Raw genomic sequence first — 16620 nt, 5'->3', positions numbered from 1 at the left:
CTTGGCAGTCTCGGCGTCGGCCAGCACCAGCGCCGCGGCACCGTCGGAGACCAGCGAGCAGTCGGTCCGCTTCAGGGGACCGGCGACATACGGGTTCTTCTCGCTCTCGGCGCGGCAGAACTCGAAGCCAAAATCCTTGCGCATCTGGGCGAAGGGATTGGCGACGCCGTTCTTGTGGTTCTTGGCCGCGATCAGCGCCAGCGCATCGGACTGGTCGCCGTACTTCTGGAAATAGGAGCTGGCGATCTTGCCGAACACGCCGGCGAAGCCGCCGACCGTGTCGCCGTCCTCGGGCAGGTAAGATGCCTTGAGCAGGTTCTTGCCGATCTCCGGCCCCGGCGTGCGCGTCATCTGCTCGACGCCGACGACCAGGACGATCTTGGCCGCGCCTGCGGCAATCGCGCGCAGGCCCTGATGCACGGCGGCCGAGCCCGTGGCGCAGGCGTTCTCAACCCGGGTCGCCGGCTTGAAGCGCAGCTTCGGGTCGGCCTGGAGCACCAGCGAGGCGGTAAAATCCTGCGGCGAGAAGCCGGCGTTGAAATGGCCGAGCACGATCTCGTCGACATCGCCGGCCGAAATGCCGGCATCCGCCAGCGCCTCGTTGGCCACGCGGGTGACGAGACTTTCGACGGTTTCGGTGTCGAACTTGCCGAACGGCGTATGCGCCCATCCGACGATGCTGGCAGTCATGGTCATTTCTCCCTGGGGTCTCTTCCTAAGCTAAGTCTTAGCCCAGGGATGGCAAGACTTCACGCGGCTTTCAGGGCCTTGAGGGTGCGCTGGCAGATGGCAGTTATGCCGGCCCAGTTCCCGGCCCTGATCTCGGCCGTCGGGCACAGCCAGGAACCGCCGACCGCGACCACATTGGGCTCGGCGAGCCAGCTCGCCGCATTGGCCTCGCCAACCCCGCCGGTCGGGCAGAATCGCACGCTCGGGAACGGCCCGCCGAGGGCGCGAAGGCCCTTGATGCCTCCGACCTGCTCCGCCGGGAAGAATTTGGCGACGTCGAACCCCTGCGCCAGCGCCATCATCAGTTCGGAGGCGGTCGCGATGCCCGGCGCGAACGGCAGGGCGCTGTCGGCGGCGGCCTTGAGGAGATCAGGGGTCAGGCCCGGGCTGATGCCGAACGCGACGCCGAGCTTCTCGACGCGGGCGAAGTCGGCCGGATTGAGAATCGTGCCGATGCCGACGACCGCCTCGGGCACTTCGGCCATCATCGCCCTTGCCGCCTCGATCGCAACGGGGGTGCGCAGGGTCACCTCCAGCGTGCGGACGCCGCCGGCGACCAGCGCACGCGCCAGCGGCACCGCATCCTGGATACGCTCGATGGTGAGGACGGGAATGACGGTCGCCGCCTTGAACAGTGCGACGAGGTGATTCTGTTGGGCACTCGTGGTCATCGTTGTTGTCGCTTCTTCACTTGGTCGCTTGGCGTGAGGCCGCCGGCCGATGCCGCTTCTTCGGCGGCATGGCATAGCCCGGAATGATGGCGCCGGGATAGCAGATCACGAGGCTGGCGAGGCGATGCCCGGCCTGGGCGGCCTCCACCGGCTCCGAGCCGGCGAGCCGGGCGGCGATATAGGCCGCGGCAAAGCTGTCGCCGGCGGCCGTGGTGTCCACCACCGGCTTGGTCATGGGCTCGGCGCGGACCTCGTGGGTAGCCCCCGGAAAGCGCAACAGGCTCACCGGCTCGGCGAGCCGGAATACCAGCTCCGGAGAAGGGATGCGGGCCATCAGCTGCTCGTGGCTCTCGCCGGGATAGAGCGCGAGCAGGTCCTCGGTCGAGGTCAGCACGATGTCGGCGGCCGCGAAGGCCGCGGCAAACACCTCGCGCGCGACATCACGGTCCGGCCAGCCGCGCGCGCGAAAATTGGTGTCGAACACGAAGCGGGTGCCAAGCAGGCGCGCGCGCTTGATTGCCGCGAACAGTCGCTCGCGCCCGGGCGCATCGTAGATCGAGAGCGTGATCGCGGAGAGATAGACGATGTCGTAGCTCATCAGCGAATTGAGGAGCTCGTCCGTCTCCGGCAGGCTCATCAGCTGCCGCGCCGCCGCGCTGTCGCGCCAGTGGAAGAACTGGCGCTCGCCCTTTGCATCCAGCTGGATCATGTAGAGGCCGGGCAGCTTGCCCGGCAGCCGCACGACGCGCCTCGTGCCGACGCCCTCGGCATTCCAGGCCGCGATCATCTCATCACTCAGGGCGTCATCACCGAGTGCGGTGAGATAGTCGACCTTGATCTCGAGCCGCGCCAGGTACACCGCCGTGTTGAGCGTATCGCCACCGAAGCCGCGCGAATACAGGCCGCCGCCCTGCCCTTGCGCCGCGGACGATCCGGTGGAATGTCCGCCCTGGGCCTGCCGGAGCTCGACCATGCATTCGCCGATGCAAGCAACGCTCGCCATCATGTGACCCGCTCAGTGCGCGATCAGGCGACGAAATTGCCGCCGAGCTCGTCTTCGATGTGAATGCGGATGATGTCGTCGAAGTTCTTCTCGGCGGTGGTGAAGCCGAGCTCGCGCGAACGCTTCGCATCGAAATTGCGCGGCCAGCCGCCGACGATGCCGACGATGAAGGGATCCGGCTCGCGCTTGATGCGGGCGGCGACCTTCTCGCCCGCAACGCGCTTCAAGGCCGCGATCTGCTCGCCCACGGTTGCGGACAGGCCGGGCATGGTGAGGTTGCGGCGCGGACCGACCGTGGCGAGGTCCATGGTGCCGGCGTGGAGCAGGAAGCCGACCGCGGAACGTGGCGTCGCGTGCCAGTGGCGGACATCCTCGGAGACCGGGAGGATCGCTTCCTTACCGGCCAGCGGCTCGCGCAGGATGTTGGAGAAGAAGCCCGACGCCGCCTTGTTCGGCAGGCCCGGCCGGATGCAGATGGTCGGCAGGCGGATGCCGATGCCGTCGAGGAAACCGCGGCGGGAATAGTCGGCGAGCAGGAGTTCGCCGATCGCCTTCTGAGTGCCGTAGCTGAGCAGCGGGGTGTGGAAGAACTCGTCGCCGATCGCATCGGGGAACGGCGCGCCGAATACCGCGATCGAGGACGTGAACACCACGCGCGGCTTGTAGCCGCCGCCGACGAGGCGGATGGCATCGAGCAGCATCCGCGTGCCGTCGAGATTGATGCGGTAACCCTTGTCGAAATCGAGCTCGGCTTCGCCGGAGACGATCGCGGCGAGATGGAAAATCACGTCGGGGCGGCCCACGATCAGCTTTTCGGCCGCGCCGGGCACGGCGAAATCGCCCGAAACGGTCTCGACGGGGAAGCCGGCTTTTTCCGGCTTCTTCGGCTCGACCACGTCATGCATGGTCAACTTCGTGATGTCGCTCTTGCCAAGCCGGCCGTCGCGCAGCAGCCGTTCACAGAGTTTGCGGCCGACCATGCCGGCGGCGCCCAGAACCAGAATGTGCAAGAGCCTACTCCTTCTTATTGGCCGGAGCGCACCGCTCCTGACGCGCCCTCGGCAAGCCCCGCGATCACTCCTTCACGGCGCCGGTCATCGCCGACACATAATGCTCCACGAAGAAGGCGTAAAGGATGACGAGCGGCAGCGAGCCGGCCAGCGCACCCGCCATCAGCGAACCCCAGCGATAGATGTCGCCGTCCACGAACTCGTTGACGATCGCGACCGGCACCGTCTTGTTGCTGGTCGACTGCAGGAAGGTCAGCGCGTAGATGAACTCGTTCCAGCACAGCGTGAAGCAGAAGATGAAGGCCGAGATCAGCCCGGGGATCGCGAGCGGCAGCACAATCTTGATCAGGATCTGCCAGCGGCTCGCTCCGTCGATCAGCGCGCATTCCTCGAGCTCGAACGGAATGGTCTTGAAGTAGCCCATCAATAGCCAAGTCGAGAACGGGATCAGGATGGTGGGATAGGTCAGGATCAGTGCCATCGGCGAGTCGAACAGGCCGTACTGGAACACGACGGTGGCGAGCGGAATGAACAGGATCGACGGCGGCACGAGATAGGCGAGGAAGATCAGGCCACCAACCAAACTCGCGCCCTTGTAGCGCAGGCGCACGATGGCATAGGCCGCAAGCACCGACGCGATGATCGAGAGCACGGTGGCACACACCGCGACATACATCGTGTTCCAGAGCCAGTGCGGATAATAGCTTTCGAACAGCAATTTGTGGAAGTGCTTGAAGGTCGGACTCCAGGTCCAGAACGGGCTGTAGGTTTCCATATCGAGCAGTTGCTCGTCGGGCTTCACCGAGGTCAGCGCCATCCAGTAGAACGGAAACAGCAGGATGACGACGATGATCGTGAGCGGCAGATAGAGCGTCACGATCCGGCGCGGCACCGACTGCAGATAGCTCATGCCCTCGCTGTGATCGGCCGTAGGCGCCGAGCCCGACAGCACGTTCTTGAGATCGATGGATCTGGTGGGCAGGTCAGTCATTGCTCTCTCCCTGCTGCCACTTGCGGCGCTGCAGGCCGAACCATGAGATCATGATGGCCGCAAGCAAGAAGGGAATCATCGCGCTGGAGATCGCGGCGCCCTCCCCGAGCTGCCCCGCGATGATCGCGCGCTGGTAGGACAAGGTTGCCATGAGATGCGTCGCATTGACCGGGCCGCCACGTGTCATCGCCCAGATCAGCTGGAAATCGGTGAAGGTGAACAGCACCGAGAAGGTCATGACGACCGCGATAATCGGGGTGAGAAGGGGATAGGTGATGTAGCGAAATCTCTGCCAGCTGGTGGCGCCGTCGAGGGTTGCGGCTTCATAGAGCGACGGGGACACGGTCTGGAGTCCCGCGAGCAACGTGATCGCGACGAAAGGCACGCCGCGCCAGATGTTGGCGAAGATCACGCAAATCCTGGCCCAGGTGGTGTCGCCCAGGAAGTTGATGTTCTGGCTGATCAGGCCGAGATGCCTCAGCGACCAGGAGATGATCGAGAATTGCGAGTCGAAGATCCACCAGAAGGCGAGTGCCGACAGCACGGTCGGAACGATGAAGGGGATGAGCACCATCGCGCGCAACATCGCCTTGAACGGCATGTTCTCGTTCAAGAGCAGCGCGAGATAGAGGCCGATCGCGAATTTGAGTGCGCTGGCGACGAAGGTATAGAGCAGCGTGTTGAACACCGAGAGCCAGAAGATCGCATCGTCCCAGAGCCACTCGTAGTTCTCGGTTGCGACATAATGACCGACGCGCCCGATACGGGTGTCTGTGAACGACAACCAGATCCCGAGGCCCAGCGGATAGGCCAGGAAGAAGATCAGGAACGCCATGGCCGGCAGCATGAACCAGAAGCCGAGCCAGTTGCGATTGTGCCTGAGTTGTTCCCAGGCAGTCGCCTCGCGAAACTGAGGCTTGGCTCGGGGGGCAATTGCGATATCAGCCATACCCGACATCCCTGATCGGAGTGTAAATGAGCGGGCGGCCGAAACCGCCCGCTTCGTGACCTTAGCGATAAATCCGCTTCAACTGCCTTTCAGCTTCCGCGACGGAGCCCTTCGCGTCCTTTGCGCCGGTGCAGTAGTTGGCGAACATGTCGACCACGATGAAATCGGCGATCGCGGTCGCCGCCTTCTCGCCGGGCGTGCCGATCCCGGACGCGGGCAGTGCGCGCTTGGAGGCCTGACCAAACACCGCGTTCTTGGGATCCGCTGTCCACACCGGCGCGCTATCGTAGGCATTCAGCGTGTGGGTTAGATAACCCCGTGCGCCCGACAGCCACTTCTCGAAGTTCTCCTTCTCGAGCATGAACGAGGTAAACGCCTTCGCGGCGTTCGGATATTTCGTGAAGTTGAACGCCAGGATCGGAACCGTGAGTTGCAACTCGGTCGGCTTCCCGATCGGCCCAACGGGCCACAACGCGTGATAGGTATCTTCCGCCAGATCCTTCTTGGTCGCATCATCCTTCGCGGCGACATAGATCGAAATGCCGTTGGAGGTGCAATAGAGTTCGCCGGCCAGGAACGCCTTGTTGTTGGAGGAGTCGTTCCACGACGCGACGCCGGGGATGAAGGTGTCTGACAAGGCCTTGGCGTATTCCAGCGCCTTCAACGTCTCGGGCGAGTTGATGACGACCTGGTCCTTCTCATTGACGGTCCAGGCGTTGTGCCCCCAGAGAATCCAGTGCAGCCAAGCGTTGGCGTCACCGCTGGCGTGTCCGAGCGCGAAGCCGGCCGGCGTATTATTCGCCTTCATCGCCTTGCACATCTCGAGGAAGCCGGGAAAATCCTTCGGAAATTCCTTGAAGCCGGCCTTGTCGGTCGCTGACTTCCGGTAAGTCATGTAGCCGCCCACGGTCGCGACGGGGATACCGAGCCAGTCGTTGCCCTGTTTGCAGGTCTTGGCCGCCGCCTCGGTCCATCCGCCGTACTTCTTGCCAAGATAGTCCGCGACGTCGTTCATCTTCAGAACCTTGGTCGGGAATAGCTGCGGCAGCGTGTGGAGACCCCACGCCATGTCGAGGCCGGAGCCGGTGTTGGCGGCAACCGATGCCTTCGGCTGCACGTCCTCGAAGGACTCGCTGAACACGTTCATTTCCGTACCGGTCGCGGCCTTGAACGCGGCTACCGTCGCGTTGAACGCGTCATCTTCCGCCGGCACGAAGCGCTTCCAGCGCATCACCGTGAGTTTCGCACCCGGCTCCGCCTTCCAGGGCGATTCCGCCGCCCAGGCTTTCGCGAATTCGAACAGTGCAGGCCCAGTCAGTGCGCCGGTTGCAGCCAGCGCCGTTCCGCCTTGAAGCAATGCCCGGCGGGTAAAGTCTTGCATGTTGTCCTCCCAATGGTGATTTTTTTGATTTATCTAAGTCTATCTTATGCGTTGAGCCGTTTCCCGGTCCCCTCGTCGAACAAATGCACCAGCGACGGGTCGGGCTTCAGCCGCACCTTGTCGCCGGGATTGAACTGGTGGCGCTCGCGGAAGACCGCGACGACCTGCTCGCCGCCGACATTGGCGAACACCTGCGTCTCCGAGCCCGTCGGCTCGACCACGATGATCTCGGCCTCGGCGCCGTCATCGGCGATGGTGAAATGCTCAGGCCGCACGCCGTAGACGGCAGGACGGCCGTCGGACGCCGTCGGCGCATTCTTGAGCGGCAGCTTGACGCCGTTCGGCCCCTCGAAGGTGGCAACGCCGTTGGCGCGCACATGGCCCTTCAGGAAGTTCATGGCGGGCGAGCCGATGAAGCCGGCGACGAACTGGTTGTCGGGTTTGTCGTAGAGCTCGAGCGGCGTGCCCATCTGCTCGACGATGCCGTCATGCATGACGACGATCTTGTCGGCCATGGTCATGGCCTCGATCTGGTCGTGGGTGACGTAGACGGTCGTCGTCTTCAGCCGCTGGTGCAGCTCCTTGATCTCGGTGCGCATGGCGACGCGCAGCTTGGCGTCGAGATTCGACAAGGGTTCGTCGAACAAGAAGACCTGCGGATCGCGCACGATGGCCCGGCCCATGGCGACGCGCTGGCGCTGGCCGCCCGAGAGCTGGCGCGGATAGCGATCGAGCAGCGGCGACAGCGCCAGGATCTCGGCAGCACGCTTGACGCGCTTGTTGATCTCGTCGGAGCCGGCATTCCGCAGCTTCAGCGAGAAGCCCATGTTGTCGGCAACCGTCATGTGCGGATAGAGCGCGTAGTTCTGGAACACCATCGCAATGTCCCGCTCCTTGGGCTGGACATTATTGACGACGCGGTCGCCGATCGAAATCGTGCCCGAGGTAATGTTCTCGAGACCGGCGAGCATGCGCAGAAGCGTCGACTTGCCGCAGCCGGAGGGACCAACCAGGACGACGAACTGGCCGTCCTCGATCGGAATCGTCACGCCGTGCAGGACTTCAAAGTTGCCGAACGATTTCCGCACATCGCGGATTTGCACAGACGACATCTAGCTCCCTCCTCGAAAGTCCACGGCGCCTCTCGCGCCGCGACCGTCTTGTTTTTCAGACTTCACCGAACGAAGCCCGATCAATAGCGGGCGACATTGTCGGCAGTTTGTGCGGTTTTGGCAATTTGTCTTTGGTTAGTCGTTGCTGGTAGCGCTGTCAACGTTCCTTTGTTTGCGACCATGACTGTGTTAAGAGCAACAAATGGGTCGAAAACGCACCAAGTCAGGCAAAATCCGGCTGGCGGAAGTCGCCGAGCTTGCCGGCGTCAGCCCGATCACGGCGTCCCGCTTCTTCCGCAATCCGGAAGCGCTATCGGTTGCCAAGCGGACGCGGGTCGAGAGCGCCGCCAAGGAGCTTGGCTATGTGCCGAACCTTGCGGCCCGCGCGCTGGCCTCGCAACGCACGGAGGTGATCGGTGTATTGATCCCATCCCTCACCAATAACGTGTTCTCGGACGTGCTGCGCGGCATCTATGACGCCTCCGAAGGCGGCCGTTACTCGATCCAGCTGTCCAACACGCGCTACAGCATCCTGCAGGAGGAGAAGCTGCTGCGCCTCTTTCTGGCGCAGAAGCCGGCCGGGCTGATCGTCACCGGCATCGACCAGACCGCGGAATCGCGAGCGATGCTGGAGGCCGCCGACTGCCCGATCGTGCAGATCATGGAGATCGGCCCCCATCCGGTCGACATGATGATCGGCTTTTCGCACTATGATGCAGCGCGCGCGGCGGTTGCCCACCTGTTCGCGCAGGGTCACCGCAACATCGGCTTCGTCGGCGCGCGGATGGATCCGCGGGTGCAGCGGCGGCTGGACGGATATGTCTCGGCCATGAAGGACGCCGCGCTGTTCGAGCCACGCCTCGTGGTCACGACGGCGACGCCGACATCGGTGACGCTCGGCGGCGCCCTCTTCACTGACCTCCTCGCGCGGGATCCCGACCTCGATGCGGTGTTCTGCGCCAATGACGACCTCGCGCTCGGCGTGCTGTTCGAATGCCGGCGCCGGGAGATCGCGGTCCCCGAGCAGATCGCGATCGTCGGATTCAACGACCTCGAATTCATGGCCTCCGCCGTCCCCACCCTCACCAGCGTGCGCACCAACCGCTACGAGATGGGGAAAACCGCCGCGACCATGCTGATCGACGCGATCGACGGACGGCGGCCGGAGCAGCCGGTGCTCGATCTCGGCTTCAAGGTGGTCGAGCGGCAAAGCTCGTCGTCACGGCGTTCGGACAATAGGCCGGGCGCCTCCGGCGCCGGCGTCGCGAACAAAATGGTAGCGTTACCAAGTAGCCATGACTAGTATCGCACTTGTGAGGAAATGACCCGCCAGCCGGCCGGCCGACCATCGCTCGCGCCGCTGGGCATCGCACCAGCCGACACATTGAGACGGACGCCAGTGCGTTTGCATTGCAGGAGAGACCAATGACAAAAAAGCCAACCAATGGGCACGCTGCCGGCAACGGCGCTCGCCGCCACCTTCGCTCGCAGGACTGGTTCAACAACCCGCATAATCCGGGCATGACCGCGCTCTATATGGAGCGCTATCTGAACTACGGCCTCACCCGCGCCGAGCTTCAATCCGGCAAGCCAATCATCGGCATCGCGCAAACCGGCAACGACCTCTCCCCCTGCAACCGCCACCATATCGAACTCGCGCACCGCGTCCGCGAAGGCATCCGCGAGGCCGGCGGCATCGCGATGGAATTTCCGACCCATCCGATCCAGGAGACCGGCAAGCGGCCGACCGCGGCGCTCGACCGCAACCTCGCCTATCTCGGCCTGGTCGAGATCCTCTACGGCTATCCGCTCGACGGCGTGGTGCTGACCACCGGCTGCGACAAGACCACGCCGGCCTGCATGATGGCCGCGGCGACCGTGAACCTGCCTGCGATCGTGCTGTCGGGCGGCCCGATGCTGAACGGCTGGCATGCCGGCGAGCGCACCGGCTCCGGCACTATCGTCTGGAAGTCGCGCGAGCGGCTTGCCGCCGGCGAGATCGATTATGAAGAGTTCATGGAGATCGTGGCCTCCTCGGCGCCCTCGGTCGGCCACTGCAACACCATGGGCACCGCCTCGACCATGAACGGGCTCGCCGAAGCGCTCGGCTTCTCGCTGCCAGGCTGCGCGGCGATCCCCGCCCCCTACCGCGAGCGCGGCCAGATCGCCTATGAGACGGGCAAGCGCATCGTCGAGATGGTGTGGGAGGACCTCAAGCCCTCGGACATCCTGACCCGCAAGGCGTTCGAGAACTGCATCGTGATCAATTCGGCGATCGGCGGCTCGACCAACGCGCCGATCCACATCAACGCCCTCGCCCGGCACATCGGGGTCGAGCTCTCGATCGACGACTGGCAGAAATTCGGCCACGACGTGCCGCTGCTGGTCAACATGCAGCCGGCCGGCTTCTATCTCGGCGAGGAATTCCACCGCGCCGGCGGCGTGCCGGCCGTGGTGCGCGAGCTGATGAAGCACAAGCGCATCCATGAGGATGCGGTCACCGTCAACGGCCGCGGCATCGGCGAGAACTGCAAGAATGCGCCCGCGCCCGACAACGACGTGATCTGGGCCTACGACAAGCCGCTGGTGAAGGACGCCGGCTTCCTGGTGCTGAAGGGCAATCTGTTCGATTCAGCGATCATGAAGACCAGCGTGATCTCCAAGGAATTCCGCGACCGCTATCTCAGCAACCCGAAGGACCTCAATGCCTTCGAGGGCCGCGCCGTCGTGTTCGAGGGGCCGGAGGATTATCACGAGCGGATCGACGATCCCTCGCTCGACATCGACGAGCGCTGCGTGCTGTTCATCCGCGGCACCGGGCCGATCGGCTACCCCGGCGGCGCCGAGGTGGTGAACATGCAGCCGCCGGCAGCCCTGATCAAACGCGGCATCCTGTCCCTGCCCTGCATCGGCGACGGCCGCCAGTCCGGCACCTCGGGCTCGCCCTCGATCCTGAACGCTTCGCCGGAAGCCGCCGCCAATGGCGGGCTTGCGATCCTGAAGACCGGTGACAAGGTGCGCATCGACCTCAACAAGGGCAGCGCCAACATCCTGATCTCGGACGAGGAGCTGAAGAAGCGCCACGCCGAGCTCAAGGCCAATGGCGGTTTCAAGCATCCGCCGAACCAGACGCCGTGGCAGGAGATCTACCGCAACACGGTCGGCCAGCAGTCCACCGGCGCCTGCATGGAGCTCGCCACGCGCTACCAGAACGTCGCCGGCACGTTTGGTGTGGCGCGGGATAATCACTGAGTAGGCACTGTCATTCCGGGGCGCGACGTAGTCGCGAGCCCGGAATCCATCTGGCCATAGAACTCGTCGCATAATGGATTCCGGGCTCGCGCCAAGAGGCGCGCCCTGGAATGACGAACTCACAAGGGAGAACAAGAACATGGCAGACCGCCTCAAGGGAAAGCGCGCCGTCGTCACGGCTGCGGCAGCAGGCATCGGGCGCGCATGCGCCATCGCATTCGCGCGTGAGGGCGCAACCGTCATCGCCACCGACATCAACGAGAGCGGCATTGCGAGCCTCACCAAGGAGGGCATCGCCGAGGTCACTAAACTCGACGTCCGCAACACCGCCGACGTCAACGCCTTCGCCAAGCGCGTCGGCAAGATCGACATCCTGCTCAACGCGGCGGGCTTCGTGCATCACGGCACCATCCTGGAGTGCTCGGAAGAGGATTTCGACTTCTCGTTCGACCTCAACGTCAAGTCCATGCACCGGACCATCCGGGCATTCCTGCCTGAGATGCTGGCAGGCGGCGGCGGCAGCATCGTCAACATCTCGTCCTGCGCGGCGCTGCGGCCGCCGGCCAACCGTTACGTCTACAGCGCGTCGAAGGCGGCGGTGTCGCTGCTGACGCGCGCGGTCGCGCTCGACTTCATCACCAAGGGCATCCGCTGCAACAGCATCTGTCCGGGCACCGTCGAGACGCCCTCGATGCTCGACCGCGCCGCCGCGCAGGGGCCGCAGGGCAAGGAGATGTTCATCTCCCGCCAGAAGATGGGCCGGCTCGGCACCGCCGACGAGATCGCAGCGATGGCGGTCTATCTCGGCAGTGACGAAAGCGCCTTCACCACCGGCGTCGACCTCGTCGTCGACGGCGGCTACATGCTCTGATCACTCCTCATCCCGAGGAGGCGCGGCAGCGCCGTCTCGAGGGATTGGCCACGGGCCCTATGGTTCGAGACGCGCGCCGAGTGCGCGCTCCTCACCATGAGGGATAGAGAAAGGGATTTCTCGATGAACAAGATCGATCTCAACGGTCGCGTCGCCATCGTCACCGGCGGCGCGCAGGGCTTTGGCCGCGCGATCACCGAGCGCTTCGTCGCCTCCGGCGCCAAGGTCGCCATTTGGGATTTCGATGCCGCGCTGGCCGAGAAGACGGCGAAGGAGATCGGCGACAGCGTGCGCGTCTTCAAGGTCGACGTCACCGACACCGCGGCGGTCGAGCAGGCCCGCGATGCCACGCTCGGCGCCTTTGGCAAGATCGACATCCTCGTCAACAATGCCGGCATCGCCGGTGTCAACAAGCCGGTCTGGGAGACCGATCTCGATGAATGGCGCAAGGTGCTGCGCATCAACCTCGACGGTCCCTTCATCTGCTGCAAGGCGATCGTGCCCGCCATGCTCAAGCAGAAATACGGGCGCATCGTGAACATCGCCTCCATCGCCGGCAAGGAAGGCAACCCGAACGCCTCGCATTATTCGGCGTCCAAGGCCGGCCTGATCGCGCTGACGAAATCGCTCGGCAAGGAATTGGCGGCGCACGACATCCTCGTCAACGCGGTGACGCCGGCGGCGGCGAAGACCGCGATCTTCGACCAGATGACGCAGCAGCACATCGACTTCATGCTATCGAAGATCCCGAAGGGGCGCTTCGTCCTGGTCGAAGAGCTCGCCGCGATGGTGAGCTGGCTGGCATCCGAGGACTGCGCGTTCTCCACCGGAGCCGTCTTCGACATCTCGGGCGGACGCGCAACTTATTGAGGACATCATGATCCGGGAAGGGGGATGCCTGTGCGGCGCGGTGCGGTTCAAGGCAGAGGGCGAGCCGCTCAACGTCCGCATCTGTCATTGCCGCACCTGCCAGAAGGCGATGGGCTCGCCCTACTTCGCCCGCGCGCAGTTCGACCAGCGCGCGATCAGCGTCGAAGGCGATACCGCCCGCTATGCCTCCTCCGAGAACATCGACCGCGTGTTCTGCAAGCGCTGCGGCACGCGGCTGTTCGCCTGGCGCCGCAACGGTACGCTCGCCGGCATCGCGCTGGCCACCTTCGATGATCGCAACGCCTTCGCGCCGACCGAGCACATCTGGGTCTCGGAAAAGCTCGCCTGGGTGAAGCTCGACGACGGCTTGATGCAATATCAGACGACGATTCCATAAATTGCGCGATGGCACGGCGGCGTGCCGCTGGCAGACCGTTTGCAGCGTGGCATTTCGGAACCGGTCTCCCTATGTTGAGCTGAAGCGTTGCTGCACCACCGCTCTAGCTGGATGGCTGTAAGGCAGCAGGCAAACCAAGACGGACGAGCCGTGAACATTTCCATTTATGACCTCTCCGTGTGGGTGCTCCCCCTCGTGCTCGCCATCACCTTCCACGAGGCTGCGCACGCCTTCGTCGCGGACCGGCTCGGGGACAACACGGCCTCGCAGCTCGGTCGCGTCAGCTTCAATCCTATCAGGCACATCGACCCGTTCGGGACCCTGATCCTGCCGGCGATGCTGCTGTTCGCGCATTCGCCGTTCCTGTTCGGCTACGCCAAGCCGGTGCCGGTGAATTTCCGCAAGCTCAATAACCCCCGGCTCGACATGGTCTGGGTGGCGCTGGCCGGGCCCGTCACCAACATCCTGCTGGCGCTCGCCGCAGCCCTCGCCTTCCATGCCCTGCCCTTGGTGCCTGCGACCTCGGCGAAATGGGTTGCGGACAACCTCAAGAATGCCCTCGTGATCAACGCGATCCTGGCGGTGTTCAACATGATGCCGATCCCGCCGCTCGATGGCGGGCGTGTCGCGGTCGGGCTGTTGCCCCGGGCACTCGCCCTGCCGCTGGCCCGGCTCGAGCCGGTCGGGATGTTGATCCTGATCGGCCTCCTGATCCTGCTACCGCTTGCGGGTTCGCAGTTCGGTCTAAATCTTGATGTTATTTCAGCAATACTGCGAACGTTGACCGGTTATGTGATTCAGGCTGTTCTGTTCCTGACCGGCAATGTGTAGTTGAACAGCGACATCCGAACGTAAGCCTGAGGGCCAGAGGCCGACTTGGTCAAAGCTGCCGATATGCTGATCGCGCGACGCGCCGACACCCGCGCCCGCGCCGATTTTGCCACCTGGAAGATGATGGCCAAGCTCAACGGGGCGTCCGCGCTGCCTCCGGAGGCCCAGGAGTTCCTGGCGAGCTATCAGAACCTGCTGAAGCAGATGAGCGAGAGCGAGGCCACCGAGGCCACCATCGGCGCGATCTACAAGGCCTACTATGCCGAAATGGGCGGCGGCGGAACTCCGCCCGATGTCCGCCCCCGCCGGGCCGAGCCGGCGGCGGACAATGTTACCGCCTTCCGCCGCCCGGCACCGAAGCCGAAAAAGGCCGCCTCCTTCGGGGCGGCGGCATTCGCTGGAAGCCAGAAACGGCCGCTCCCGGTGGCGCTGATCTTCGCCTGCCTGGTCGTGGTCTATGTCGGAATCCGGCTCTACTGGCGCTGAGCCGTCTTCTTCTTTTTCTTCGCGTCCGGCGGCGTGAAGATGATGTCGACGGTGCGCTCGAACCGGTCGTCAGTCAGCCCGGCTGGCGGCTGCGGAATGGGATCGGACTTACGGACAATCGAGACCGCGGCCGCATCGTAAGCCGCGTCCCCCGACGACTCCACGACGTCGACCGACAGCACGTTTCCTCTGCGGTTGATCGCAAAGCTCACTTTGACCTTCTGGTTATTGGGCTCTTTGCCCTCCGGATTGACCTTGTGGGCCGTCAGATGCGCGCTGATCTTGCGGTTCCAGTCCGCCGTAATCTTCAGGATGTCCTTGCCAAGCCCAAGCACCGGCGCCAGGGCCTTCTCGGCCTCGCGCGCGTCTTCATCGAGTGTCTGCCGTGCCGTCGCAACCGACTTCGGCGATGCCTCGGCAGCGGGAGTTTCGACCGCCGCGATCTTCGGATCCTCGTCCTGCGGCTTCTTCGAGATGTTCTCGGTGATCACCCGATCGGGATCGTCGACCTGTTGCGACTGGTCCTTTGGCAGCTCGGTTTCCTTGGTCTCGGCCTTCTGCTCGGGAAGCGCCTGCTGCTCCTGCATCGCTTCGCTGTCAGGCCCCGGCGGAAGGTCGGTATCGGGCGCCTTTGGCGAGGCCATCTCGACGGCGAACTCGGCGCCCGCCGCACCCAGACCATCGTCGCCGTCATCGGCCCGCAGGTGTGCCAGCGCGAGTGCGGCGCCACCCAGATGCAGCGCGAGCGCCGCCACCGCCGCCAAGATCCAAAGCTTCCTGGATGGTCTGGGTTCGTTCGACATCGTGCGCCTCTAAGGCTGGGCGGCGCCTGCCGCGGGCGCCCCGGAAGCGCCTTCCAGCGCTACCAGCTTGACCCGCGTATAGCCGCCTGAGCGCAAGAGCTCCATGACACCCATCAACTCGCCATACGGCACCGAGCGATCGGCGCGCAGGAAGACATACTTGTCCTTGCTCATGTCGGACAGGCCGTCGAGGGTGCCGATCAACTCGGCCCGGTGAACCGGGTTCTCTCCAATCGCCAGCGTCAGATCGGGCTTGATGCTGAGATAGGTCGGCTTGTCCGGCTTCTTCTGCGGCGTCGCGCTCGACGTCGGCAGATCGATCGGCAAGTCGACGGTCGAGAGCGGCGCTGCGACCATGAAGATGATCAGCAGCACCAGAATGACGTCGATGAACGGCGTGACGTTGATGTCATGCGTTTCCGAGAAATCGTCGTCTTCGCCGTCGTTGTCTGCGAGCGAAACGCCCATGGTTCACTCCGCTGCGCGCGAATGCACGCTGCCGTGGCTGCGATCGAGATCGCGCGAGAGCAGCCGCCCCGCCGCGCCCGAGGCGCGGCTGACGAGCTCGAGATAGCCTTTCGTCACGCGTGCGAAATGGTTGTAGATGATGACCGCGGGGATCGCGGCGACGAGACCGATCGCGGTGGCGAGCAGCGCCTCGGCGATGCCGGGCGCGACCACGGCAAGGTTCGTGGTCTGCGACTTCGAGATGCCAATGAAGCTGTTCATGATGCCCCAGACCGTGCCGAACAGGCCGACGAAGGGCGACGTGGAGCCGATGGTCGCGAGCACGCCCATGCCGATGCGGATGCGGCGCTGTTCCGCGCGCACGATCTCGGCAAAGCTCGAGGCCGCGCGCTCCTTGATGCCGGCATCGCTGGACAGGCCGGCCGACATCCGCGCCTCGCGCAGCGCCGCCACGAGGAAGGACGGCAGGATCCCTTCCTTGGCTCCGAGCGCCATCTGGGCTTCCGCGAGCGAACGTGCCTCTGCGGTCTTCTTCAGCGCCGAACGCAGCTTGGTGGAAGCGACCGACAGTTCGATCGACTTGGCGATGAAGACGGTCCAGGTCACCAGCGAGGCAAAGGCGAGCCCGATCATCACCGCCTTCACGATGACGTCCGCCGACATGAACATCACCCAGGGCGACAATTCCTTCATGGCCGGTGCGACAGCGGTCGCCACATCGGGCTTGGGGGTGGTCGGACCGGCGGCCGCGGGGGGCGCCGTCGGAACAGCGGGCGCGGTTGCCGTCGAGGCCGAA

18 protein-coding genes are annotated in these 16620 nt (G+C 64.4%); 7 read left to right on the top strand and 11 right to left on the bottom strand.

Translation table 11 applies throughout. The annotated features are described in order from the left end of the window. The 8 genes from CWO91_RS36515 to CWO91_RS36480 form a co-directional block, all read right to left on the bottom strand. Positions 1 to 690, bottom strand: a 690-nt coding sequence (locus CWO91_RS36515) for a beta-ketoacyl synthase N-terminal-like domain-containing protein (protein WP_283811057.1), incomplete at its 3' end; no start/stop codon positions are given. 59 nt (positions 691 to 749) lie between these two features. Further along, positions 750 to 1400: a bifunctional 4-hydroxy-2-oxoglutarate aldolase/2-dehydro-3-deoxy-phosphogluconate aldolase gene (gene eda / locus CWO91_RS36510; RefSeq protein WP_165405961.1), complete on the bottom strand. Its 651-nt coding sequence runs from the start codon at positions 1398 to 1400 to the stop codon at positions 750 to 752. Positions 1401 to 1416: 16 nt separating this feature from the next. After that, positions 1417 to 2403: a sugar kinase gene (locus CWO91_RS36505; RefSeq protein ID WP_130220292.1), complete on the bottom strand. Its 987-nt coding sequence runs from the start codon at positions 2401 to 2403 to the stop codon at positions 1417 to 1419. 23 nt (positions 2404 to 2426) lie between these two features. After that, positions 2427 to 3413, bottom strand: a complete 987-nt coding sequence (gene denD / locus CWO91_RS36500; RefSeq protein WP_130220289.1) for a D-erythronate dehydrogenase — start codon at positions 3411 to 3413, stop codon at positions 2427 to 2429. A 64-nt stretch (positions 3414 to 3477) separates the two neighbouring features. Then, on the bottom strand, positions 3478 to 4404 hold the full coding sequence (locus CWO91_RS36495; protein WP_130220288.1) for a carbohydrate ABC transporter permease: 927 nt from the start codon (positions 4402 to 4404) through the stop codon (positions 3478 to 3480). Beyond that, complete coding sequence (locus tag CWO91_RS36490) at positions 4397 to 5353, bottom strand: carbohydrate ABC transporter permease (RefSeq protein ID WP_130220287.1); 957 nt, start codon at positions 5351 to 5353, stop codon at positions 4397 to 4399. The genes CWO91_RS36495 and CWO91_RS36490 overlap by 8 nt, the downstream gene beginning before the upstream one ends. Positions 5354 to 5414: 61 nt before the next feature. Then, the gene (locus CWO91_RS36485; RefSeq protein WP_130220286.1) at positions 5415 to 6734 is read right to left on the bottom strand and encodes an ABC transporter substrate-binding protein; all 1320 of its coding nucleotides are present in this window, start codon (positions 6732 to 6734) and stop codon (positions 5415 to 5417) included. Between the two features lie 44 nt (positions 6735 to 6778). Then, the gene (locus CWO91_RS36480; protein WP_130220285.1) at positions 6779 to 7846 is read right to left on the bottom strand and encodes an ABC transporter ATP-binding protein; all 1068 of its coding nucleotides are present in this window, start codon (positions 7844 to 7846) and stop codon (positions 6779 to 6781) included. 202 nt (positions 7847 to 8048) lie between these two features. On the opposite strand from CWO91_RS36480, the gene CWO91_RS36475 reads away from it, so the two are divergent. The 7 genes from CWO91_RS36475 to CWO91_RS36445 all read left to right on the top strand — a co-directional run bounded on the left by CWO91_RS36475 (position 8049) and on the right by CWO91_RS36445 (position 14553). Then, the gene (locus tag CWO91_RS36475) at positions 8049 to 9149 is read left to right on the top strand and encodes a LacI family DNA-binding transcriptional regulator (RefSeq protein ID WP_130220284.1); all 1101 of its coding nucleotides are present in this window, start codon (positions 8049 to 8051) and stop codon (positions 9147 to 9149) included. A gap of 122 nt (positions 9150 to 9271) precedes the next feature. Continuing rightward, positions 9272 to 11098, top strand: a complete 1827-nt coding sequence (locus tag CWO91_RS36470; protein ID WP_091888523.1) for an IlvD/Edd family dehydratase — start codon at positions 9272 to 9274, stop codon at positions 11096 to 11098. Between the two features lie 139 nt (positions 11099 to 11237). Next, positions 11238 to 11969, top strand: coding sequence for an SDR family oxidoreductase (locus tag CWO91_RS36465; protein ID WP_130220283.1), 732 nt, complete (start codon positions 11238 to 11240; stop codon positions 11967 to 11969). A 123-nt stretch (positions 11970 to 12092) separates the two neighbouring features. Beyond that, the gene (locus tag CWO91_RS36460; RefSeq protein ID WP_130220282.1) at positions 12093 to 12839 is read left to right on the top strand and encodes an SDR family NAD(P)-dependent oxidoreductase; all 747 of its coding nucleotides are present in this window, start codon (positions 12093 to 12095) and stop codon (positions 12837 to 12839) included. 7 nt (positions 12840 to 12846) lie between these two features. Then, positions 12847 to 13236 (top strand): GFA family protein, encoded by a 390-nt coding sequence (locus CWO91_RS36455; protein ID WP_130220281.1) that lies wholly within the window; start codon positions 12847 to 12849, stop codon positions 13234 to 13236. Between the two features lie 150 nt (positions 13237 to 13386). Further along, on the top strand, positions 13387 to 14067 hold the full coding sequence (locus CWO91_RS36450) for a site-2 protease family protein (protein ID WP_130220280.1): 681 nt from the start codon (positions 13387 to 13389) through the stop codon (positions 14065 to 14067). A 63-nt stretch (positions 14068 to 14130) separates the two neighbouring features. Continuing rightward, entirely contained in the window at positions 14131 to 14553 is a 423-nt protein-coding gene (locus CWO91_RS36445; RefSeq protein ID WP_130220291.1) for a hypothetical protein, read from the top strand. Here CWO91_RS36445 and CWO91_RS36440 read toward each other — a convergent pair. The 3 genes from CWO91_RS36440 to exbB all read right to left on the bottom strand — a co-directional run. Beyond that, a complete protein-coding gene (locus CWO91_RS36440; protein ID WP_130220279.1) occupies positions 14541 to 15356 on the bottom strand; it encodes an energy transducer TonB in 816 nt (271 codons plus the stop codon). The two genes, CWO91_RS36445 and CWO91_RS36440, sit on opposite strands and share 13 nt — an antisense overlap. Before the next feature lie 9 nt (positions 15357 to 15365). Further along, entirely contained in the window at positions 15366 to 15824 is a 459-nt protein-coding gene (gene exbD / locus CWO91_RS36435; RefSeq protein ID WP_130220278.1) for a TonB system transport protein ExbD, read from the bottom strand. Between the two features lie 3 nt (positions 15825 to 15827). Continuing rightward, positions 15828 to 16620 (bottom strand): tonB-system energizer ExbB (gene exbB, locus CWO91_RS36430; RefSeq protein WP_245471487.1); only part of this gene is annotated, 793 nt, incomplete at its 5' end.

The sequence above is a fragment of the Bradyrhizobium genosp. SA-3 genome, assembly GCF_004212635.1.
In the GTDB taxonomy this organism is placed as follows: Bacteria; Pseudomonadota; Alphaproteobacteria; order Rhizobiales; family Xanthobacteraceae; genus Bradyrhizobium.
Note: the sequence above shows the minus strand (reverse complement) of the source record. Positions and strands in the feature narration are given on the sequence as shown.